The organism is Flavicella sp. IMCC45668 (genome assembly GCF_057219105.1).
On the sequence record NZ_CM170114.1, the window covers coordinates 2,393,262 to 2,417,916 of the forward strand.

General features: G+C 34.3%; 15 protein-coding genes. 12 read left to right on the forward strand and 3 right to left on the reverse strand.

All coding sequences use genetic code 11. The features are described from left to right. Positions 1-116 precede the first annotated feature (116 nt). From AC2DZ0_RS09905 to AC2DZ0_RS09960, 12 genes are all read left to right on the forward strand, one after another. Positions 117-2,924 carry a triple tyrosine motif-containing protein gene (locus tag AC2DZ0_RS09905; RefSeq protein ID WP_484641572.1) on the forward strand — a complete coding sequence of 936 codons (2,808 nt, stop codon included), beginning with the start codon at positions 117-119 and terminating at the stop codon, positions 2,922-2,924. Between the two features lie 428 nt (positions 2,925-3,352). Further along, positions 3,353-6,520: a SusC/RagA family TonB-linked outer membrane protein gene (locus AC2DZ0_RS09910; RefSeq protein ID WP_484641573.1), complete on the forward strand. Its 3,168-nt coding sequence runs from the start codon at positions 3,353-3,355 to the stop codon at positions 6,518-6,520. Between the two features lie 18 nt (positions 6,521-6,538). Continuing rightward, positions 6,539-8,119, forward strand: coding sequence for a RagB/SusD family nutrient uptake outer membrane protein (locus AC2DZ0_RS09915; protein ID WP_484641575.1), 1,581 nt, complete (start codon positions 6,539-6,541; stop codon positions 8,117-8,119). Between the two features lie 81 nt (positions 8,120-8,200). Beyond that, positions 8,201-9,643: a hypothetical protein gene (locus tag AC2DZ0_RS09920; protein ID WP_484641576.1), complete on the forward strand. Its 1,443-nt coding sequence runs from the start codon at positions 8,201-8,203 to the stop codon at positions 9,641-9,643. A gap of 105 nt (positions 9,644-9,748) precedes the next feature. Then, complete coding sequence (locus AC2DZ0_RS09925) at positions 9,749-10,609, forward strand: glycoside hydrolase family 16 protein (RefSeq protein WP_484641577.1); 861 nt, start codon at positions 9,749-9,751, stop codon at positions 10,607-10,609. A gap of 111 nt (positions 10,610-10,720) precedes the next feature. Then, positions 10,721-12,199, forward strand: coding sequence for a glycoside hydrolase family 30 protein (locus AC2DZ0_RS09930; protein ID WP_484641578.1), 1,479 nt, complete (start codon positions 10,721-10,723; stop codon positions 12,197-12,199). Positions 12,200-12,210: 11 nt separating this feature from the next. Beyond that, a complete protein-coding gene (locus AC2DZ0_RS09935; RefSeq protein WP_484641580.1) occupies positions 12,211-13,725 on the forward strand; it encodes a sugar porter family MFS transporter in 1,515 nt (504 codons plus the stop codon). Then, a complete protein-coding gene (locus tag AC2DZ0_RS09940; RefSeq protein WP_484641581.1) occupies positions 13,726-15,021 on the forward strand; it encodes a glycoside hydrolase family 2 TIM barrel-domain containing protein in 1,296 nt (431 codons plus the stop codon). It begins immediately after the preceding gene. A gap of 41 nt (positions 15,022-15,062) precedes the next feature. After that, complete coding sequence (locus AC2DZ0_RS09945; protein WP_484641582.1) at positions 15,063-18,518, forward strand: hypothetical protein; 3,456 nt, start codon at positions 15,063-15,065, stop codon at positions 18,516-18,518. 89 nt (positions 18,519-18,607) lie between these two features. Then, the gene (locus AC2DZ0_RS09950) at positions 18,608-19,792 is read left to right on the forward strand and encodes a glycosyl hydrolase family 17 protein (protein WP_484641583.1); all 1,185 of its coding nucleotides are present in this window, start codon (positions 18,608-18,610) and stop codon (positions 19,790-19,792) included. A 5-nt stretch (positions 19,793-19,797) separates the two neighbouring features. Further along, the gene (locus AC2DZ0_RS09955) at positions 19,798-20,817 is read left to right on the forward strand and encodes a glycoside hydrolase family 2 TIM barrel-domain containing protein (RefSeq protein ID WP_484641585.1); all 1,020 of its coding nucleotides are present in this window, start codon (positions 19,798-19,800) and stop codon (positions 20,815-20,817) included. A 31-nt stretch (positions 20,818-20,848) separates the two neighbouring features. Continuing rightward, positions 20,849-22,279: an MFS transporter gene (locus AC2DZ0_RS09960; protein ID WP_484641586.1), complete on the forward strand. Its 1,431-nt coding sequence runs from the start codon at positions 20,849-20,851 to the stop codon at positions 22,277-22,279. A 66-nt stretch (positions 22,280-22,345) separates the two neighbouring features. Here the strand turns inward: AC2DZ0_RS09960 and AC2DZ0_RS09965 are convergent, their stop codons facing one another. From AC2DZ0_RS09965 to AC2DZ0_RS09975, 3 genes are all read right to left on the reverse strand, one after another. Further along, positions 22,346-23,230, reverse strand: a complete 885-nt coding sequence (locus tag AC2DZ0_RS09965) for a glycoside hydrolase family 17 protein (protein ID WP_484641588.1) — start codon at positions 23,228-23,230, stop codon at positions 22,346-22,348. A 199-nt stretch (positions 23,231-23,429) separates the two neighbouring features. Next, positions 23,430-23,882 carry a 6-pyruvoyl trahydropterin synthase family protein gene (locus AC2DZ0_RS09970; RefSeq protein ID WP_484489908.1) on the reverse strand — a complete coding sequence of 151 codons (453 nt, stop codon included), beginning with the start codon at positions 23,880-23,882 and terminating at the stop codon, positions 23,430-23,432. A 14-nt stretch (positions 23,883-23,896) separates the two neighbouring features. After that, positions 23,897-24,652 carry an enoyl-CoA hydratase/isomerase family protein gene (locus AC2DZ0_RS09975; protein ID WP_484641589.1) on the reverse strand — a complete coding sequence of 252 codons (756 nt, stop codon included), beginning with the start codon at positions 24,650-24,652 and terminating at the stop codon, positions 23,897-23,899. Positions 24,653-24,655: the final 3 nt, after the last annotated feature.

A 24,655-nucleotide genomic window follows, 5' to 3' on the forward strand; every position in this document is an offset into this window, starting at 1 on the left:
CATAAATAACTTAACACACACTCTACATATAAGGTGAATCAACAATTATATTATATTTTTTTTGTAAATTTAAATCAACCACACATACCATTTTTACTAAACTTAGCTATCATTTTATGTTGTACCACATCAAAAAGACACTCTTTGTACTATTTATTTTCACCTTTACAAACAGTATATCACAAGAAATACCTCCAATTCTTAACTATACACCTGAAACTTACAATGCAGAAAACCAAAACTGGTCAATTTCTCAAACAGAAAACAACTTTATTTATGTTGCCAACAACAAAGGCTTGCTAGAGTTCAATGGTGCATCATGGAATTTATACAACTCTCCTAATCACTCTATTATTAGATCGGTAAAAGTAATCGATGAAAAAATCTATACCGGCTGTTATATGGATTTTGGTTATTGGAAAAAGAACAACTCCGGTATTTTACGATACCACTCTCTCTCCAAAGAACACAATCTTAACCTTATTGAAGATGAAGAGTTTTGGAATATTCTTGAAATGGGAGAATGGATCCTATTCCAATCTTTAAATAGAATATATATCTACAATTCAATAAATAAAGAATTTAAAATCATCAATTCTAAAACGCTCTTATCCAAAATATTCAACATAGACAATACTATATATTTTCAAAAATTTAACGATGGATTATACAAAATTGAAAAGGGAGAAAGTCAATTAATTTCAAACGAAAAAATTGTACAACAAAACATCATTGTGGGTATTTTTAGTCACAACAAAAACCTCTTAATACTAACACAAGAAAAAGGGTTCTTCATTTTAAAAAACAATAAAATTACTAAATGGAAAACTAAATCAGACTCTGTACTCTCTAATACTAGTGTTTATAGCTGCTTGGAGACCACAGATAAAAAAATCATAATTGGAACTATATCTCATGGGGTATATGAGCTTGATCAATTTGGTAACATTGTAGCAAAAATAGACCAAGAAAAAGGACTAAACAACAATACTGTTTTAAATATCTTTGAAGACAGCAACCAAAACATATGGGCTGGACTTGATAACGGTATTAGCTGCCTAAATTACAATGCACCATTTCAAGTTTTTTATGACAAAAACGGTAAACTCGGAACTACATACACCTCCTTAAAACACAAAGATTTTCTATACCTTGGAACAAACCAAGGTTTGTTTTACAGAAAAAACCATTCAAAAGATCATTTTCAATTAATCTCTGGTACAGAAGGTCAAGTTTGGAATCTCCAACTCATAGACAACACGCTTTTTTGTGGTCATAATTCTGGGACTTTTACAATTAAGGAAAATGAAGCCAAACTGATATCCTCCGTTCCTGGAACTTGGAAACTAGAAATGATTCCAGAATCGAAAAACATAATAATACAAGGAAATTACAAAGGGTTCTGCATCTTAAAAAAGAATAATGGCATCTGGAGTTTCTCACATAAAATAAAAAATTTTGATATTTCTAGTAGGTATTTCGAGTTTATAACCCCATCAAAACTGATAGTTACACACGAACAAAAAGGAATTTACAAATTAGATCTAAATGATCTAAAAACAAGTTTTACAAATATAGAAATCAACACGCAATTAAAAGGTGAAAAATCAAGTATCGTAAACTATCAAGACTCCCTGTTATACCATTTCGACAAGGGACTTTTAAAATACAACAGAAACTCGGATACTTTTGAAATCGACTCAATATTCCATATCCCATTAACAACAAACGAAACTTATGTCTCTGGGAAACTTGTAAACACTAATAATTCAAAACTATGGGCCTTCACCGAAGAAAACATATTGTATTTCTCGCCAGGAAAAATCAATACAACCCCAGAGGTAACAAAGATTTACCTACCAACAAAACTAAGAAAAAACTATATAGGCTTTGAAAATATAACTGCTCTTTCAGAAGAAAAATATCTTTTAGGAACTTCCTTTGGATTTCTTATCATTGACACTAAGAAACTTAACAAAAAAAAATACAAAATTGAATTAACAAAAGTAGAAAAGAGACAATTAAATGATCTTACTGAAATAGTTCCGTTGATAAACAACAACAACTATTCTTACCAATACAACAACCTTGATTTTTCATTTAGCGCTCCTTCCTATGAAAAATTTTCGGAAATCAAATATCAATTTATATTAGAGGGGAGACACAAACACTGGAGCGAGTGGACAAATGAAGGCAAGGCTTCATTTAAAAATTTACCTTTTGGAAAATACACCTTCAGAGCAAAGGCAATGGTTGGTAACATTATTTCTTCAAATGAAATAGTTTTTGATTTCACCATTGAACGACCATGGTATTTAAGCAACCGGTTTATTCTGTTGTATCTAGTCTTATCCATTATTTTCATTATTATCATTCATAATATTTATAAACAGTATTACAAAAGGCAAAAACAAGAACTGCTAGATAAAACTCAAAGAGAATTTGAACGTTCTCAACTGGAAAACGAAAAAGAAATCATGAAATTGCGTAACGACAAATTACGTGGGGATATTGAAGGTAAAAATCGTGAATTAGCTGCATCCACCATGAGCATTATAAAAAAGAATGAATTCCTCAATAGTATTAAAAAAGAGCTAACAGAGCTTGAAAACAACGATTTGATAAAACCTGTTATTAAAATAATTGATAAAAATTTAAATAACACTAGTGATTGGAAACTATTCCAAGAAGCCTTTAACAATGCTGATAAAGACTTTCTTACCAAGGTAAAAGATAAATACCCTGAATTAACCCCAAATGATTTGCGTCTTTGTGCCTATTTGAGATTAAACCTATCCTCAAAAGAAATAGCTCCGTTACTAAATATTTCCCACAAAAGTGTTGAAATAAAACGTTACCGTCTTAGAAAAAAGATGGGATTGGCAAAAAAAGACAATTTAATTCATCATATCTTAGAAATATAGTCTTCTTTTTTCTCATACATTACCTTAACATAATCAATTTTCAACAACAAAAAAACCTAAACCAATGTTTTATTAACATTGGTTTAGGTTTTTTATAAGCACCTGTTTTTAAGTATATTATATTGTTTATTGTAAATTTTACATTAAAAAAAATATTATTTGTAGTGTCTATGTATAGGTGTTTTTTTATTGTTTACATCTTTACGTTCGTAATTTAGAGATAGAGATTTAGCAAAAACTATTCTCGTTATTTATCACCTCAAATAAAGTTCATATAAAGGTTATAAATAAGTTTTAAAATTAGGAAAAGGCTCGAGACTTTTATCTACAAAAAACAACCAACTAACGAAATTTCAGTTCCAACGAACGAAAGAAATTAAAAAAGATTCCATTTAAATGGAAATTGATTTAACTAAAACCAAAAACCAATGAAAATTAAATTACTCTATTTTTTGTTTTTCTGCGCAGCTGCATCAGTCACTGCTCAGCAAATGCAAATCTCAGGAACCGTAATTTCCTCAGAGGACAATTTTCCTATCGCCGGAGCTAACATTTTAGTTCAGGGTAAAAATGCAGGAACCACAACGGACTTTGATGGTAACTATCAACTGACTGTGGAAAAAGGAGACTCTATTATAATAAGCTACATTGGCTTTGCATCCTCCACTATACTTATTGATTCACAATCAACGATCAACGTTACTCTTTCTCCTGACAATCAACTACTAGACGAAATAGTGGTCGTTGGATACGGGTCTCAAAGAAAAAAAGAAGTTACAGGTGCCGTGGCTGTGGTTGATTCCAAAGCAATTGAAAAACTGAATCCCGTTCGTGTGGAGCAGGCGTTGCAAGGACAAATTTCAGGTGTAAATATTACATCTTCATCTGGAGCACCAGGTGCTAGCGCAAACATTCGAATTCGTGGAGTCTCAACCAATGGAGATAGCAGACCATTAATTTTAGTTGATGGAAACCCAATTACAGAATTGTCAGTGATCAATCCAAATGATATTAAAAGTGTAAACGTTTTAAAAGATGCCACTGCTGGTATCTATGGTGTAAGAGCCGCAAATGGAGTTATCCTTATTGAAACTAAAAAAGGTAGAACTGAAAGTGATTTAAAAGTAAATGTTGACACTTACTATGCTTTTCAACAAAGCAGCAAATCTCTAGATTTATTAGGGGCAAAAGATTTTGCACAATACATCAATGATGCATCTGGTACGAATACATTTTTTATTCACCCCACCACAGGTGAAATATTTGAGCCAGGGGTAAGCGCCACTGAACCGATAAAAGCAAATACAGATTGGCAAAAAGAAGTTTTCCAAAACGCTCCTATGTACAACGCGAATATCAACGTTAGTGGGGGTACAAAAAAGTTAGCTTATTCTTTTAGTACATCTTATCTAAATCAAGATGGTATTGTTGGAGGGGACAAATCAAACTACAATAGATTAACTGCTAGAATGAATTTACAATATGACATCACTAAAAATTTAAAATTATCTACGACCGCTATTTATACGCATGAAGAAAAAAACTCTTTACCTGAAGGGGGCATTGGAGCCATTTTGTATAATGCTACAAATGCTGATCCTCTAACCTTAGTAAAAGACCCTACACCCTTACCTGATTCTGGATACGAAGAATTGAGAAATGGATACGGAATCGTTAGAACAAGTGCAATTGAAGTTTCAAACCCATTGGCTCAAATTTCTAATACATACAATAGAAACTTCACAGACAAGATCAGTCCAACTTTAGGTTTAGATTACAAATTCTTAAATAAATTCACCGCAAGTTCAAAATACCAAATGAACCATGCAGTGGTTGTGAGCAATGTAATGAGGCCTTTAGCTTATTATGGAGGTGGAAAATCAGCCAATAATGAAAATAGAAATTCATATACAAACAATGTAGACAAATATGACGATTACACTTGGGATAACTATTTGACATACCAAGACACTTTTAATGAAAACCATAATTTAACAGTTTTATTAGCCACTTCTATTTGGGCTGAAAAAGGTTTTTATTCAGGTCAATCTGGAAATGATTTAACTATCGATGGTGTTCCAGTTAATTCTTGGAATGGAGCAAGTATTTCCAATGCCGATCCAACAACAGTTTTCCCAAGATTTAATGATTCACAAAAAGAATTGGGTAACAATCAATTTGAGAACCGTTTATTCTCTGTATTTACACGTCTACAATACAACTACAAACAGAAATATTTAATATCTGGAGTAATAAGAAGAGATGCCTCGTCACGTTTTGGACCAAGCAATGCTGTTGGTTATTTCCCTTCTGCCTCAGTAGGTTGGAATATTTCAGAAGAAGCTTTTTTACAGAACAACCCAGTAATTAACTCTTTTAAACTAAGAGCTAGTTATGGAGTTATTGGTAATGATAAAATAGCCGACTTTGCCTTTATATCTCGTCTTGACGGTGAAGGAGTATATAGCAACAATGTAGAAGTAACACAAGATGATTTACTTATTGGAGTTGCCGAAGGTAGACTATCTAATCCTGAAGTAAAATGGGAAAATCAAGTGACAGGAAATATCGGTTTCGATCTTTCTATTTTCGACAACAAAATTGGAATTTCTGTTGATGCTTTTAATAAAACTACTGAAGATTTATTAATTGCTGCTGAAGCTTCTGGTTTAACAGGTGTTAAAGGAATTGGAGCATCTGCACCAGTAATTAACGCTGGTTCTGTAAAAAATAGTGGAGTTGAATTCTTAATTAGTTATAATGACGATTTTTCAGAAAATTTTCATTTCACCTCTAGTTTCAACTTATCTACACTAAAAAACGAAGTGACAGAAGTAAGTAACCTTGCAGGGTTTATTGAAGGAGGTGCTTTTGCGGTTGGATCTGGAATTCTACCTTCTAGAATGACTCCAGGACTTCCCATTGGATACTTTCATGGATACAAAACTGAAGGTATTTATCAAACCCAAGCTGAAATCGATGCTCTAAACGCTGCCGCTCCTAATGGAACATATCACACTGAAACAGTACAACCGGGAGACTTAAGATTTTCTGACACAAATGGCGACGGTCAAATTACTGAAGACGATAGAACCTACATTGGAGATCCTATTCCTGATATGACAATGGGATTAAATCTTGGATTTAACTATAAGAACATTGACTTTAGTGCTTCTGCAATTGCATCACTTGGTAACGACATGGTTCGAGATTATGAACGTGTTAATTTATACGCAAACAAAAGCACAAGAATATTAGATGCTTGGACCCCAACAAACCCTAGCAACACCACGCCAAGGGTTACCTCTGGGGCCTCAGTAAATACAGATTTATTCTCAGATTACTTTGTGGAAGATGCGTCTTACTTAAGAATTCAAAACGTTCAAGTCGGATATTCATTCTCTCAAGATAAAATTTCAAAAATTGGAATGGATAAACTGAGAGTTTATGTTTCTGCCAACAATCTACACACCTTCACCAAGTATTCTGGTTATGACCCATCGGCTAGTTCTGGGGATCCTGTAGGAGGAGGAATCGACAGAGGTTTTTATCCAGTTGCGAGAACATACATGTTAGGACTTAACCTAAGCTTTTAATTGAAAAAACGAACAGACATGAAAAAATTTATTTCAAATATTCTACCTAGCAATTATATCACACATTGTGTGATTGCCCTAATCTGTGCTGGCTCACTTACAGCTTGTGATGATTTTGTAGAACTTACACCAAAAGGTGAGACAGCTAACGACTATTTTAATAGTCCTGAGCAGTATGAAAAAGCACTTATTGGAGCCTATGACATGCTGCAAACTACTTATCTAAATGTTATGGTTGCTACCATAGCTTCTGACGATGTAATTACTGGAGGTGATCCAAACACCTATGATCAACCAACTTTGCAAAGAGTAGATAAAATGGATCATACTCCTGCTGATAACAATCAACTAAGAGATATCTGGGGGTTTATGTATGCTGCTTTAAACAGAGCTAATTTCATTTTAGAATTTCAAGATAAAACTGATTTTACAGGAAAGGAAGAAATTATTGCAAGAGCTTACTTTTTAAGAGCTTACTACACTTTTGAATTAACGAAATGGTTTGGGGATATTCCTCTTTTATTAGACGAATCAGGAACAAGAATACTTAACAAAAGAATTTTTCTAGGAGAGCAATACGAGGTCAATAGAGTTGGAAGTCAAGCAAAGGTATATTCATTAATCGAAGAAGATTTAAAACAAGCAATTCCTGACTTACCTTTAAAATCTGATACTGTTGAAGATTATGAAATAACACAAGGTGCTGCTCAATCTTTACTAGGAAAAGTTTACTTATATCATGGTAAATACGACACATCTAAATTCAGTGATGCTGCTACACAACTAAATGCTGTAATCAACAGTGGCTTGTATAGTCTAGTAGACTACACAATTCTTTTTGAAAACGAACACGAAAACAACGATGAAGCCGTTTTCGAAGTTCAATACACAAGTGTTGAAGGAGCTGGCTGGGATTGTATTCAATGTAGTGAAGGTAATTATCTACCTCAAAACAATGCTCCGAGAGACTTTTCTGGACCAGTATACAAGTTTGGATGGGGAATTAGCTTACCAACGCAACAATTGTATGATGCTTTTGACACGGGAGATGTAAGGAGAGATGTTACATTATTACAACCAGCTACTACTGACTACACGGTAAGTCGTGAAAATACAGGATATTTTTCAAAAAAATATTTACCTACTCAGGAAAATGAAAGTACGAGAAATGGTAGTGACCCTTTGAATTACGAAAACAACTATCGTGCAATAAGATATGCTGATGTTTTATTGATGGCAGCTGAAGCTGAAGCTCAAAGTTCAGGAGCAAACGCAACTACCTACTTAAATGAAGTGAGAGCAAGAGCTTTTGGAGACAATAGCCATGATTACCCATACAACGGAGAAAGCGACTTGCTAGAAGCAATATATACCGAAAGAAGACTAGAATTATCTTGTGAAGGACATCGTTTCTTTGACTTAGTAAGAACTGGTAAAGCAGAAGCAGCTTTCGCAGCATATAATGCAAGTATTTCAGGATCTGAAGTTTTTGAAGAAATCACATATGAAACCAATAAAAATGAAATATTCCCAATCCCTACCGTAGAATTAGACCTAGCGAATGCAACTACAAGATGGGGACAAAATCCTGGATATTAATCAACCGATAAAACTCTTATGAGTCTTCCAAATATAGAGAATAAGCAAAACCAAATATAAACTAAATTAAAAACAGACATTATGAAATTACTAAAAAACGGGATATATTTCCTACTAGCATTAAGTCTTACTGTTGCGTGTAAAAGCGATGACGACAACACAGGAGGTGATGCCTCAACAATTACGAACTTAGCTTTCGAAGCTACAATTACCGGAAACTCTGTTTCTGTACTCCCATCATCTACAGGTGGTTCAAGTTACTCTGTAGACTTTGGTGATCCAGCAGCAGAAAATAATGCTGATGTATTAGCTACTGCAGGCCCTGCTGTATCTTATACTTATCCAAACGCAGATATGGCTACTACTTATAGCATTAATGTAACTGCCTCTGCCTCTTCTGCTGAAAATGTTAGTTTATCTAAAGACGTAGTTATCGCCGCATTTGAGGCTCCTACAACGGATGCTTTAGGTAGATGGGTTCTACTTCATGAAGCAGGAGCTTTAGCTGTAGGAGAATCAGCTACCAATTTAGGTTGGTGGTCAAGTAGTTTAGGTGATATTGTTACAAGAGATTGCTTATTCGATGATGTTTACGAATTCAAAGCGGATGGTAGTTTTAAAAACACCTTGGGAGATCAAACTTGGGGAGAACCATGGTCTGGAACGGATCCAGAAGCTTGTGCTTCGCCAGTTGCTCCATACGACGGAACGGCAACAGCGACTTGGTCACATGATGAAGCAGCTGGTACAATCGTTATCACTGGTTCAGGTGCATTCTTAGGTTTACCAAAAGTAGCTAATGTTGAATTTGACTTAGCAAACGCAAGCACTGTTACAAGTGTTACATATACTAGTGTTTCGTTTTCTCAAGACAAAAATACAATGACTGTACAATGTGATTATGGTGCAGGTGTATGGCAATTTAAATTCGCAAGAGAGGGTACTCCTGGAGCTTCTGTTCCTGACACCGATACAGATGGAGACGGGGTAAATGATGTAGATGATGCGTGTCCTAATGTAGCGGCTGACACAGAAGATGGATGTCCTGCTGTGACTGGACCTTCTACCGCGGCAACAACTCCAAATATTGATGCTGCAAATGTAATATCAATATACAGTAATGCATATACTGATGTTGTTGGAACAAACTTTAACCCTGGTTGGGGACAAGCAGGTTCATATGCAGCAGAAACAGTTGATGGAAATGATGTAATCAAATATGGTAATATCAATTATCAAGGAATTGAATACGGAACTACTGATGTAAGTACAATGACAAATCTTCATTTTGACATTTATACATCCGATCTTGCTGGAATAGATATTTTCTTAATTGATGATACTGGTGAAATAGCTGTTACAAAAACCTTAACACCAAATCAATGGAATTCAATTGATATTCCTTTAAGTGATTTTACAGGCAGAGACTTAACAAAAGTTTTTCAATTTAAACTTGCGGGGAATCCTTGGAATGAAGCTGGTTTTGGAACTATTTGGGTAGACAACATCTATTTTAACAAATAAGAAATCACAACTTTAATAAAGTAACATTTCAAATATTTAAGCCTGAACCCATGTAACAAAATTGGGTTCAGGTCTTAATAAAATCTCACTATCAAATCATCTATAATGAAAAACATCAAACACAATCCAATAATAAAACTCCTGTTTGTATCACTTGTATTCTGTTTTAGCTGTGGTAGTTCAGACTCAGATGGTGGTTCAACTGAAAACCCTACATCTTGCCATGGTGCAACAACAAATACAGCAACAGGAAACTACGATGTTTTGATATGGGCAGATGAATTCAACGAAGATGGAAGCCCTTGTGCTTCTAACTGGAGTTATGACGTAGGAACTGGAAGTAATGGATGGGGTAATAATGAAGAACAATATTATACTAATGGCGATGAAAACAATGTTAGTGTAGAAAATGGCATTTTAAAAATAACAGCAATTAAAGAGCTTTATAGAGGATCTCAATATACTTCTACAAGAATGCTTACTCAAAACAAATTTAGCTTTACTTACGGAAAAGTTGAAGTACGTGCAAAACTACCTTCAGGTGGCGGAACATGGCCTGCAATTTGGATGCTAGGAGAAAACATAACTTCTGTTGGTTGGCCTGAATGTGGAGAAATTGATATTATGGAACATGTTGGTAATAGACCAGGATGGACTTCTAGTGCCATACACAATAATGCTGGTCATGGAGGTGGATATTTTGGTGAAGAACAATACATTCAAGATGCTACTTCAGAATTTCATGTATATGGAATCTTATGGACGCCAGAGAAAATTGAATTCACAGTAGACGGAGTTGAACACTTTACCTACAACCCTGCTGACAAAAACACAAATAACTGGCCCTACACGGCTAAACAATTTTTAATCTTAAATATTGCGATGGGTGGAGACCTAGGAGGAAACATTCCTTCTTCTTTTACCGAAAGCACCATGGAAATTGATTACGTAAGAGTATATCAATAGCCAAAAACAGCATAAACATAAAATTAAGTTTGGTTAAGCGGAAAAGTGTGGAAATCATTGGTTTCCCTCTTTTCACTTAATCAACTCTTAATACAATACAACCTAACAGTTATGACATATTTTTCACATAAAAAATACGTTCTATGGGCGATTTGTGCTCCTATTTTACTTTTGTTTTTATTTTTTGTAAAACCTAACAAAACTTCAATCGACTACACATCTAACATATACACCACAGCACACAAAAGCAATTTAAAACTTACTGAAACGGACAATATTGTATTCTCTGATTTTCAACAAGCGACTGAAACTGAAGTGGTGATTGTAGTAAATCCTAAAAGACAATTTCAGACTTTACTTGGAATTGGAGGAGCTTTAACTGATGCGTCTGCTGAGACTTTTTTTAAACTGCCTAAAAAAGCTCAAGAAAAAGTTTTAGAAAGCTATTTCGACAAAGACAAAGGAATAGGATATAGTCTTGGGAGAACTTCCATTCATAGTTGTGATTTCGGTTCAAAAAGTTTCACCTATATAAAAGAAGGTGACACGGAACTAAAAACCTTTTCTATTGCTCAAGATAAAGAGCAAAGAATACCTTTTATAAAAAAAGCCATAAAAAAAGCTGGAGGTTCACTTACCTTCTATGTAAGTCCGTGGAGTCCACCGGCATTTATGAAAACAAACAACAATATGTTACTTGGTGGCAAACTAAAAAAAGAGTTTTACCAACCATGGGCAAATTATTATGCTAAGTTTATCAAAGCATATGAAAAAGAAGGAATTCCTATCTGGGGATTGACCATTCAGAACGAACCTATGGCGAAGCAAATATGGGAATCTTGTATTTACACTGCCGAAGAAGAAAGAGATTTTTTAAAAAACAACTTAGGTCCTACTTTAAAAAACAAAGGATTAGGAGATAAAAAAATAGTTGTTTGGGATCATAATAGAGATTTATTATTTCAGAGAGCCAACACAATTTTTGACGATCCTGAAGCATCAAAATACGCATGGGGATCTGGTTTCCACTGGTATGAAGACTGGAAGGATGGAAAACCTATGTTTGACCAAGTAAAAAACGTACAAGAAGCATACCCAGACAAAAAGCTACTCTTTACAGAAGGCTGTAATGAAAGTTATGACATCAATAGAATAATAAACGAAGATCCGAAATTAGCGGAACGATATGGAAAATCTATGATCAATGATTTCAACAATGGAACTGTAGGTTGGACAGACTGGAATATTCTTTTGGATCAAAATGGAGGGCCAAATCATGTGGGAAATTTATGTTTTTCACCTGTACATGGAAATACAGAGACAGGAGAATTGACTTTCACAAATTCTTATTACTACATAGGTCATTTTTCAAAATTTATTAGACCTGACGCTAAACGAATTTCAAGCGTCTCGAGTGGTAATCAAATACTCTCAACAGCATTTAAAAACATTGATAATAGTATTGTTATTATCGTGATGAACCAAGGTGACGAAAATCAAAGTTTCACCATCGAATTAGAGGGGAAAACAGCCAGTGCTAATGCATTAGCACACTCAATTCAATCAATTGTTTTGAAACCTAACAACTAAACCTTACTACTATGCAAAAATCTTATACCATTACCATCAGTTTTATAGTTGCCTTAGGAGGATTCTTATTAGGATTTGACAGCGCCGTTATTTCTGGAGCTGTAGGAGGTATAAGAAATTATTTTGACATGTCGGACTGGGAATTAGGTTTTTCCGTAGGTTGTGTGATATTTGGCGCAATGATTGGAAATATTTTTGCTGGCCCACTAAGTGACAGATATGGTAGAAAACTAATACTTATCCTTACGGCAATTCTATTTACTATTTCTGCTGTCTGGTCTGCTTTAGCAACTGAATATTATATTTTTATAATAGCAAGAATCATTGGAGGAATAGGAATTGGCGCTGCAATTTTAATTGCACCAATCTATATCGCAGAAATTGCCCCACCGAAACTTAGAGGTAGCCTAGTATCTTTAAATCAACTTAATATAGTTTTAGGTATCTCTGTCGCATACTTTTCCAATTATTATTTAAAAGATCTAGATGGTGAAAGCTGGAGATGGATGCTAGGAGTGGAAGCAATTCCCGCAGTTATATATTTCCTAGCTCTTTTTGGTGTTCCTAAAAGTCCTAGATGGCTTATTCAAAAACTCAATAAAATATCTCTTGCCGAAACAATACTCATCAAAATTGGAGGGAAAGATTTTGCTATTGAAACCATTGAAGAAATCATTAAGGGAAAAAATAGCAAGGTAAAAACAGGATCTATCTCAGATTTGTTTAAAAGCAAGTTTAGTAAAATTTTATTAATCGCTTTTGGTTTAGCATTCTTTCAACAGATAACCGGTATCAATGCAATTTTTTATTATGCACCAACAATTTTTGAACAGGCGGGTGGTAGCTCTGACGCTTCATTTTTACAGGCCATCGTTGTAGGCCTCATCAACTTAGTATTTACTTTTGTAGCAATTTTTTTAATTGACAGACTAGGTAGAAAGCCACTATTAATAATAGGAACGGCAAGCATGACAATCGCCCTTACAATGGCAACAATTGCATTCAATAATGCCACCTACGATATCAATCAAAATAATTTACAAAAAATACAAAATACAGAAATTTCAAATGCCATTTCATCATTACAAGGATCTCAGTACAATAACCAAAACGAGTTATTTAAAGCGGTAGATCCCTTGCTAAACATACCTCAATTAAAAGAGTTTAAACAAAATGAAATAAAAAGTCTAATTTCAATAAATGCCACACTGGTACTATTTGCTATTTTATTATATGTAGCCGCATTTGCCATCTCTCTGGGCCCTGTTATGTGGACGATGTTATCTGAAATTTTCCCGGGAAACATAAAAGGGATTGCCATATCCGTTGTCGGTTTTTTCAACTCTCTTGTCAGCTACACCGTAACACAATTCTTCCCTTGGGAACTTACAAATCTAGGGCCAACTTTAACGTTTGCCATATATGCCATCATGGCACTTCTTTCTTTAATTTTTGTTTTCAAGTTTGTGATAGAAACTAAAGGAAGAAGTTTAGAAGAAATTGAAAACCTATTAATACAAAATTAAATGAAAACATTTCAAACAATAATATTGCTTTCTGTTTTCCTATTGGTAGGTAAAACAAGTTATGGGCAACAAATGAAGCCAGCAAAAGTTACCATCGAAAACCTACATGGAGCTTTTAAGCTAAAGGTAAACAATGAACCATTCTATATTAAAGGAGCCGGTTTGGAATTTGGAGCTATAGACGCCCTTGCAAATCATAATGCCAACTCCTTCAGAACCTGGAGAACTGATAATGGAAAGCAATCGGGAAAAGAAGTTTTAGATAGTGCGCATAGCAAAGGACTTTATGTAACAATGGGTATAGAAATTGCCAGGGAACGACATGGTTTTGATTACAATGACAAAGCTGCTGTACAAGCACAGTTTGATCGGGTTAAAGCAGAAGTTTTAGAATTAAAAGATCATCCGGCACTCCTTATTTGGGCTATTGGAAATGAATTGAATCTACATCATACCAATCCTAAAGTTTGGAATGCTGTTAATGATATTTCCAAAATGATTCATGAAATAGACCCAAACCACTTAACCACTACTACACTAGCAGGAATACAACAAAAAGAAGTTGACCTTATCAAAAGCAGGTGTGGGGATCTAGACCTACTTTCTATTCAATTGTATGCCGATTTACCTGAACTCCCAATGAGAATAAAAAAGTTTGGGTGGACTGGACCATATATTGTTACAGAATGGGGAGCAACAGGTCATTGGGAAGTACCAACCACTGAATGGGGTGCTCCTATTGAAGAAAACAGTACTATCAAAGCTGCTAAATATTTAGACCGATACAATAAAGCTATCGCAGTTGATAAAACACAATGTTTAGGATCTTATGTCTTTTTGTGGGGACAAAAACAGGAAAGAACCCCTACATGGTATGGAATTTTCTCTCCCAATGGAAAAGAAACAGAATCTGTAGATGTAATGCATTATATCTGGAATAATAAATGGCCAGAAAACAGATCTCCGCAGGTTAAGAGTTTTCACTTAAACGGAAAAACTGCTTATCATAATATAAAACTAAAATCCAATACCTCAGCTAGTGCCTCTATCGTTGTTGAAGATCCTGACAATGACAAAATTACTTATACCTGGGAAATCTTAAAAGAAAGTACCGATTTGAAAGAGGGAGGAGATTTAGAACAAAAACCTATTGGAATTAAAGTTGAAATTTTAAAAAATAAAGAAGGAAAATTTGAATTTAAAACTCCAAACAAGGGTGCATATCGATTGTTCGTTTATGCCAATGACGAAGATAATAATGTGGCAACCACCAACATTCCTTTCTTAATAGAATAACTAAAACAACAGTGCTAGTTTACTGTTTTTAAACACATATAATGAAGACTACTGACATCAACCTAGAAAACAAAAAAACTCGTTTAGAATCTACGAAAATTGAAGGTAAATTGATTTTTTTTGAAAACGAAAAATATTACAAAATCACAAACAGTGATGAAATGCGTCCATTTTTTATGAGTATTGTAAGTGACTCTAATCATTGGATGTTTATTTCTAGTAATGGTGGTTTAACCGCGGGAAGAAAAAATTCAGAATTTGCCTTATTTCCATATTACACAGATGATAAAATTACTGAATCGGCTGATATCACAGGAAGCAAATCAATTTTTCATATCCAAAAAAATGAAAATAATTTTCTTTGGGAACCTTTTTCCATAAGACAAGAAGGACTGTATAACACGCAGCGTAACCTCTACAAAAACAGCTTTGGAAATAAAGTTATTTTTGAAGAAATCAATATCGACCTTGGTGTAACCTTTAGGTACCAATGGAATTCAAGTAATCAATATGGGTTTGTAAAAAAATCTAGCTTAATCAACAACTCAACTGATTCCATCAGCATAAAACTTATTGATGGAATTCAAAACATAATTCCTGCAGGAGTAACTTCAGACTTACAAAACAGCCGCAGTAATCTAGTTGACGCCTATAAAAAAGGTGAATTAGAAGCAGAAGTAGGTTTAGGAATCTATGCTTTAAGTGCAATTATAGTTGACAAAGCAGAGCCAAGTGAGGCGTTAAAAGCAAACATAGCTTGGTCAACGGGTCTTGACAATCCAACATATCTAATTTCATCTTCCCAACTAAATAATTTTAGAAAAGGAAAAGAACTACATCAAGAGGAAGATATAAAAGCTGAAAAAGGTGCCTATTTCGTTTCTACCGAAATCGAATTGTACCCAGAAGAGCGAAAAGAGTGGATGTTAGTTGCCAATGTAAACCAAACCATGGTGAATATCATCGAAATATCTAATTTGATTAAATCCGATAAAAATCTTTCTGAAGTTTTACAACTCGATATTGAACAAGGAACCCAAAATTTAATCGACCTAACCTCAACTTCTGATGGACTTCAATTATCTGCAGATAAATTGAGAAACACAAGACATTTCTCAAACACACTTTTCAACATCATGAGAGGTGGGATTTTTGACAATGACTACAATATAGAAAAGCAAGATTTTATCAAATACATCTCAAAGGCGAACAAAAAAGTTTTCAAAAAAAGAGAGGAAGTTCTGAAGCAACTACCTGAAATTTTTACACTAAAATTTTTAAAAGAATTTGCAGAAAATGATAGAGACAAAAATTTTATAAGACTGGCTTTTGAATATATGCCTTTAAAATTTAGCCGAAGACACGGAGATCCGAGTAGACCTTGGAACAAATTCTCAATCAACACAACAAGTGATGATGGAACCAAAATATTAGATTACGAAGGGAATTGGAGAGATATTTTCCAAAACTGGGAGGCCCTTGCTCACTCCTATCCAGAATTCATTGATAGTATGATTCACAAATTTTTGAATGCTACTACTTTTGATGGTTACAACCCATATAGAGTTACCAAAGATGGTTTTGATTGGGAAATTATTGAACCTAATGATCCTTGGTCTTATATTGGGTATTGGGGAGATCATCAAATCATTTACCTTCTTAAGTTTTTAGAGTTTATTGAAAATCATTATCCAGACAAACTAGAAACCTACTTCAAGCAAGAGATTTTTGTATATGCAAATGTTCCTTATAAAATAAAAAGCTACGAAGACATTCTGAAAAACTCAAAAGACACAATTGTTTTTGATGAGGAACTAGATCATGAAATCAATCAAAGAAGAAACCAGCTTGGCGCAGATGGAGCTTTAATTACAGATAAAATTCATTCTGTTTACAAAGTAAATATGATTGAAAAATTATTGGCTACTGTGCTAGCGAAAGTTTCTAATTTTATTCCTGAAGGGGGAATTTGGATGAATACGCAAAGACCTGAATGGAATGATGCAAACAATGCTTTGGTTGGAAATGGAGTTTCTATGGTTACCCTCTATTACTTAAGAAGATTTTTAAATTTCTTCGAAGAAATTGTAAAAAAAACCTCAACGGAAGACAATGGCGTTTCAGAAGAATTAGCTCAGTTTTTCCATCAAGTTGTTAAAAGTCTAGATGAGAACAAAAACATACTAAAATCAACTATCTCAGATGCTGATAGAAAAAATGTTTTGGATGGATTAGGAAGTGCTGGAAGTGCTTATAGAAATTCTATTTATGAAAATGGTTTTACGAGTCATAAAAAATCAATTACTAAATCAGAACTATTAAATTTCTTTGCACTTACTAAAGAATATTTAGATCAAACAATCGTCGCAAATAAAAGGAAAGATAATCTATATCATTCTTATAATTTAATGACCATTGAGAATGACTATGAGATTTCTATCTCCTATCTACCAGAAATGCTAGAAGGTCAAGTGGCTGTTTTAAGTTCTGGTTTTATTTCAGGAAAAAGCTCTTTAGAATTGTTAGATGCCTTAAAAAATAGCGCCCTATTTAGAGAAGATCAGTACAGTTATATTTTATATCCAAACAAAGACCTTCCAAGATTTTCTTTAAAAAATAATATTTCCAAGACTACCATTAACAATTCAGAACTATTAGCTCAGCTTCTAAATGATGGCAACTCAACAATTGTTGAAAAAGATGCTAATGGAAACTTCCATTTTAATGCAAACTTTAACAATGCAGATAGCTTAAAATCAGCCTTAAATAAATTATCTGAAAGCTATAGCGCACTTGTAGAAAAAGATACAGATTACCTATTACAATCCTTTGAACAAATTTTTGATCACAAATCTTTTACAGGTAGATCAGGTACTTTCTTTGGATACGAAGGTTTAGGATCCATCTATTGGCACATGGTCTCAAAATTAGTTTTAAGTATTCAAGAAACCTGTCTAGTTGCTGTTGAAAAGCAAGAAGACTCAAAAATTATCGGAAGATTATTTGACCATTACTACGAGGCCAATGAAGGAATCGGAGTACACAAATCTCCTGAATTATACGGAGCATTCCCTACCGACCCTTATTCACATACTCCTGGAGGAAAAGGAGCACAACAACCTGGAATGACAGGGCAAGTAAAGGAAGATGTATTAAGTAGATTCGGTGAACTAGGTATCTATGTTAAAAATGGGAAAATTGGTTTTAACCCTACTATGTTACGCAAAGAGGAATTTTTAAAAGAAGCCAAAACTTTTCGATACAAAAACCTCATGGGAACTTATAAAGAATTGCTTATTGAGAAAAACTCCTTATGCTTTACTTACTGTCAAACGCCTATCATCTATAAACTGAGCGACAAAAACACAATTGAAATCGCACTTTCAAACAAGCAACAAATTACAATTAACCAACAAGAACTTGAGCAAAATATAAGCAATAAACTCTTTAGTCGTTCTGGAGAGATTGAGCAGATAACCGTATCAATCACTAAATAAATTTTACATAAATGCGAATTATTAATAAATCACTTCTTATTGTGCTTATTAGTTTTTCTCTTTTAGGATGTTCAAATAAGCATAAAACCATGAATAAAACTGCTTCAGAAATATTAGGAAATCCAGATTACTTAGCGATGTCTTACGGAGGATATCGTCAAAACTCTAGATCCATCCAACCTAGTTTTAACGAACTTAAAGACGACATGAAAATTCTTGCTGCTATGGGAGTAAAAATTATCAGAACTTATAACGTTCAACTGGATCAAGCAAAAAACATTTTACAAGCCATTACAGAATTAAAAAAAGAAGATAAAAGTTTTGAAATGTATGTAATGCTTGGAGCTTGGATTGATTGTAAAAATGCCTGGACAGAATACCCAGTTGACCATAATCAAGAAAGTGAATTCAACCAAGACGAAATAAACAGAGCCGTTTCTCTAGCTAAAAAACATGCAGATATTGTAAAAATTATTGCTGTAGGAAATGAAGCAATGGTGAAATGGGCTACAAGCTATTATGTACAACCCAAAGTAATTTTAAAATGGGTAAATCATTTGCAAGAGTTAAAAAAATCAGGTGAATTACCCTCAGATATTTGGATTACAAGTTCCGATAATTTTGCCTCTTGGGGTGGAGGTGACGGAGAATACCACACAGAAGATTTAAATAATCTGATTCATGCTGTTGATTATATTTCTATGCATACCTATCCTATGCATGACACGCATTACCATCCAATATTTTGGGGCTTAGAAAATGATGAATCTAAACTAACATCAATTCATAAAATTGACTCCCTAATGTCAAGATCTAAAAATTACGCTATTTCACAATATGAAAGTGTAAAAAACTATATGCAAAACATTGGTGCGAACAAACCCATACACATTGGTGAAACAGGATGGGCTAGTTACTCAAATGAACTCTATGGGAATGAAGGATCTAAGGCCACAGACGAATACAAAGAAGCTATCTATTACAACCTTATGAGGGAATGGACAAACTCTAAAAACATATCCTGTTTCTATTTTGAGGCTTTTGATGAACCATGGAAAGATGCAAATAACCCGGGAGGATCAGAGAATCATTTTGGATTATTCACCCTAAACGGAGAAGCAAAATATGCTTTATGGGATTTAGTAGATCAAGGAAATTTTAAAGGACTTTCAAGAAATGGACATTCCATTAAAAAAACTTACCAAGGGAATCTGGAAGCGCTTTTAAACCAAGTTCAATTACCAGAAAATTATTCTGAACAGTTACATTATTAATAAACATGCAGAAAAAAATCATTTACATAATTCTAGTGATCTGCTTCAGCTTTGTTAGTTGTGGTGAAGATAAAACTCAAGATAAAATCTCGATTCATAAGAGATCTATCCTTGTGAACAAACAACCTTATGCTATCAGAGGTATTTGCTATCATCCTGTTTCTAAAGGCGAAGACAGCAGAAGTTTCTCCAATTTAGAAATGGATTTAAAACTCATGAAAGCAGCACACATCAATACGATACGTGTGTACCAACCTATACACGACAGAACAGTTTTAGATAAGATTCATCAAGCCAATATGAAAATCATCATCGGTTTTGGGTACAACCAAAATGGCAATTATGATATACGATCAGGAAGTTATTTACAGTATATAGAAAAATTTAAAAACCACCCCGCAATCTTAATGTGGGAACTTGGCAATGAATACAACTATCATCCTGAATGGTTCGATGGGGCCATAAAAAACTGGTATAACGCGATGAACAATGCTGCGAATGAAATAAAAAAAATTGATCAAACGCATCCTATCACAACTGCCCATGGCGAATTACCAGATGCTTTGGCATTGGAATTGTCGCCAAGTATTGATGTTTGGGGCATGAATGTATACCGTTGGGACAACCCAGAAAAAATATTCTCTGAATGGGAATCTATCTCTGATAAACCGATGTATTTATCGGAAGCAGGTACTGATAGTTATATGACGATTGAAAAACTAAACTACGCTAAGGGAGTCAATGAGAAAGCACAAGCAGATGCTACTAAAAACATCCTAAAAAGCATTTTCAACAATCAAAACATTTGTTCTGGAGTTACGCTATTTGCCTTTGTTGACGAACTATGGAAAGCGGGTAACAACAATCAACTAGATCCTGGAGGATGGGCTCCAAACAGTAGCGGAGTTCCCTATGACGGCACACCAAATGAAGAATATTGGGGTATTGTTACAATTAACAGAACACCAAAGCAAGCCTATTACATCGTAAAAGAAAAATACCATACAGTTTCTAAAAATCATTAACCACGATTTTTAATATAACAAAACTACACTTATGAAAAAACCAACAACAGCACCTGAAGATATTGTACCAATCGGCCAGAAAGTAGCCTTTGGAGCAGGGCATTTAGTATTAAATTTACTACCTGGATCTCTTGCTATTTTTATGTTCTTTCTTTTAACTGCCTTTGGTATGGACCCCTTTTTAGCAGGTCTCTTGGGAGGACTTCCTAGGATATTTGATGCAATTACAGATCCTATAATGGGATTTATATCGGACAATACTAAATCAAAATGGGGACGCAGAAGACCTTATATTTTTATAGGAGCCATCGCAAGTGGAGTTCTTTTTGCTATTCTGTGGCAACTAGATCCTGAAAATTCACAAATGTTCAATTTTTGGTATTTCTTAATTTTATCTATGGTGTTTTTAATTGGAAATACCATGTTTGCAACGCCCTTAATCGGACTTGGCTATGAGATGACTTCTGACTATAATGAAAGAACTAGATTAATGGCCTTTTCACAAATTATTGGTCAAATCGCCTGGATGATTGTTCCTTGGTTTTGGGTATTAATTGCAAATCCAAACGTATTTGAAACGCAAGCCATCGGAGTTCAAAAACTATCGGTAATCGTAGGTTCTATTTGTATCGTTCTTGGGCTGCTACCGGCTTTATTTTGCAAAGGAATTGATTCCGCACATATGGAAAACAGAAAGAAAATAACCTTTAAAACCATGTTTTCTAACGTAAAAGATTTATTTCAAGGAATCGTTCAAGTATCGAAAAACAAACCTTTCATGAAACTCTGTGGTGCTACCTTTTTAGTTTTCAACGGATTTCAACTAGTTGCATCCTTCAGTTTTTTCATCATTGTATTCTTTATGTTTAATGGCGACTATGGATTGGCTGGCACATGGCCCGCCTGGTTTTCAACCGTAATGGCGTTTGTTACTGCTTTTCTTGTAATTCCGGTAGTTTCTTGGATGTCCAATAAATATGGAAAACGAAAAGCCTTTATATATTCAACACTAATTTCAATTGTCGGATATATTCTAAAATGGTGGGGATTCGACCCTGACATGCCTTGGTTACTGTTTATGCCAATCCCTTTTATTTCTTTTGGTATCGGAGGCCTATTTACCTTAATGATGAGTATGACGGCTGATGTATGTGATTTGGACGAACTAGAGAATGGAATGCCGAGGAAAGAAGGAACCTTTGGAGCTATCTATTGGTGGATGGTAAAACTTGGACAGGCTTTAGCCTTAGTCTTAGGTGGTTTGGTATTAAAAATTGTTGGATTCGATCAAAATGCAGCCATGCAATCTGTTGAGACTTTAACCAGACTAAGACTTGCAGATATCATTATTCCTGCAATAACAGCGGCTTTGGCTGTTTGGGTCATGTGGAGTTATAGTTTAGATGAAAAAAGAGCAAGAGAAATTAAAGAAGTATTAGTAAAACGTAGAGGAAAACTATAACAAATTTCATCTTCTCACATAAAAAAACACCCCATTTTTTCAAATGGGGTGTTTTTTTATTTTATTCTAAAATTTCAAGTTTTCATCTTTATCCCATAGTCCCCAGTAGGCTCCTACATCACCTTCAGCTCCAGTTTTCCATGATTCATCAAAAGAAGAAAAATAAAACAAATCAATATCCTCTTCAGCAGACCATTTTTGGGCATTTATAAAATATTTAATAGCATTTTCATAAGAAGGAACCGCACCATGAAAAGTTTGTCCTTTATTTGTCCAACCTGTTTCAGACACAATTACCTTTTTCCCTTTTGCAGCCTTTACCGCTCTAGCATACATTTCTTTCATATATATCAATGAATACTCCATGCTACATCCCTCCCAGTAAGGATAACAATTTGCAAAAATAACATCACAAGCTTCGGTTACTTTTGGCTTCTGCTCAAACTCATAGTAAGCATCCACATAGCCCACAGGAACATTTGGCAAAGCATTTTTGACCTCATAAATAAACGATAATAACTCCTCTTCCTTTAGATCTCCTCTATACAAAACCTCATTACCTACTGCCGCTAAATCTACATGGCCTTCTTTAGCTATCCTAATAAGATTCTCTATTTCTTTTTTGTTTATTTCTGCATCATCACCAAGCCAAGCACCCACCATCGTTTTCATTCCTAGTTCATGTGCTATTTTTGGAATCAATTCGTTTCCATCTGTACACGAAAAAGATCTTACCCATTTCGTATACGGTTTTATTATTTCTAACCTTCTTCTAATTTGAGTTTCAGTAAGAATATCTCCTGGTTGTTGTCCTTCTTCATACGGGCTAAAACACAAACCATGCATTCCTTTATTCAATACTTCTTTAAACAATAGCTCTAATTGCTCTTTTGATTTGTTTGACGTCTCTACTCCGGTCAAGGACATCATTTTTTCATACCTAACTGACATATTTCTATTTTTAGTTTAATTAGTAATATTTATTGATTTCTCAACAAAATGTTAGGTTTGCAAGTTACCATAGTATAAATTTTAAAAGCCGAACATTACCTCTACAACCACTTAACATGATGGTATAAAAAACTATACAAAAAAAGGTCAGTGATTTACCACCGACCTTATATTAAACTAATATTATTTTTTTTACTTGCTATGCATTATCTGAAGCAAACCATTCTGCGTAAGAGGTTCCTGTTTCTTGTAAACGCAAAGAATGTAGTTTCACTGACGATGGAATTTTTGCATTAATTTTTGCTGCAAAATCAATCAACATCATTTCACTTGTAGGTTGATAGTCCACAAGAATAACAGAATGTCCTCGTGTTTCAAGTTCATGAGCTAACTCAACATGCGGAGTATTTTTATTAAAAACGGTAGCATGATCAAAAACATCCACAATCTCATTTTTAACGATTTTTTTCAAATCTCCAAAATCAATTACCATTCCGTATTTAACATTGTTTTTATCATCTATTGGTGTCCCAATTACAGTTACAGAAAGCTTATAACTATGACCATGTACATTTCTACATTTCCCATCATAGCCATATAAGGCATGTCCTGTTTCAAAATCAAATTGTTTGGTAATTCTAATTTTATTCATTCGGCAAAGTTACATTATTTCTTAAACTTACTAAGCGCTTCTTTGGTAAAGTCTGATAATACTAAATCACCACTAATAGAGGCTCGTTCTTTCAATAATTCATTCCAGTTTTCCGTTCCTTCCCAAAAAACTTTTTTCATTTGTTTTAAGGCTTCGGGATTATAACCAGCCAATTGTTTTGCAAGATGATAAGCTTCGTGCAACATTGATTCTTGATCAGTGGTAACCTTTGCATATAAGTTTTTCTCCTGAGCCCATGTAGCAGAATGCCATTCCGCTGCCTCCATAGACAATTGACAAAAAGAGGCCTTTCCTATTTTTCTAGTGACCGCAGGTTCAATTACAAATGCCCCTATACCAATAAAAAACTCAGATAATTTAATTGATGCTCCTTCAGATGCGACAACATAATCACAAGCTGAAGCCAAACCAACGCCTCCACCAACAGCTTTTCCTTGAACACAACCAATTATCAATTTAGAACATTCTCTCATGGCGTTTATCAAGTTAGCAAACCCCATAAAAAATGCCATTCCTTCTTCTTTTGTTTTTATAGACAAAAGCTCATCAAAAGAAGCACCAGCACAAAAAGCTCTATCTCCTTTACTTCGTAAAACGATTACTTTTACGTCTTCTCGACTACTTAACACTTTAAACTCGTTACTTAACTTTTCCAACAAGGAGCTTGGAAAAGAATTGCTTGCAGGATGGTAAAAAGTTACTGTAGCAATTTCATTTTCTATTTTTGTATCTATTGTTCCTAAACTCATAAT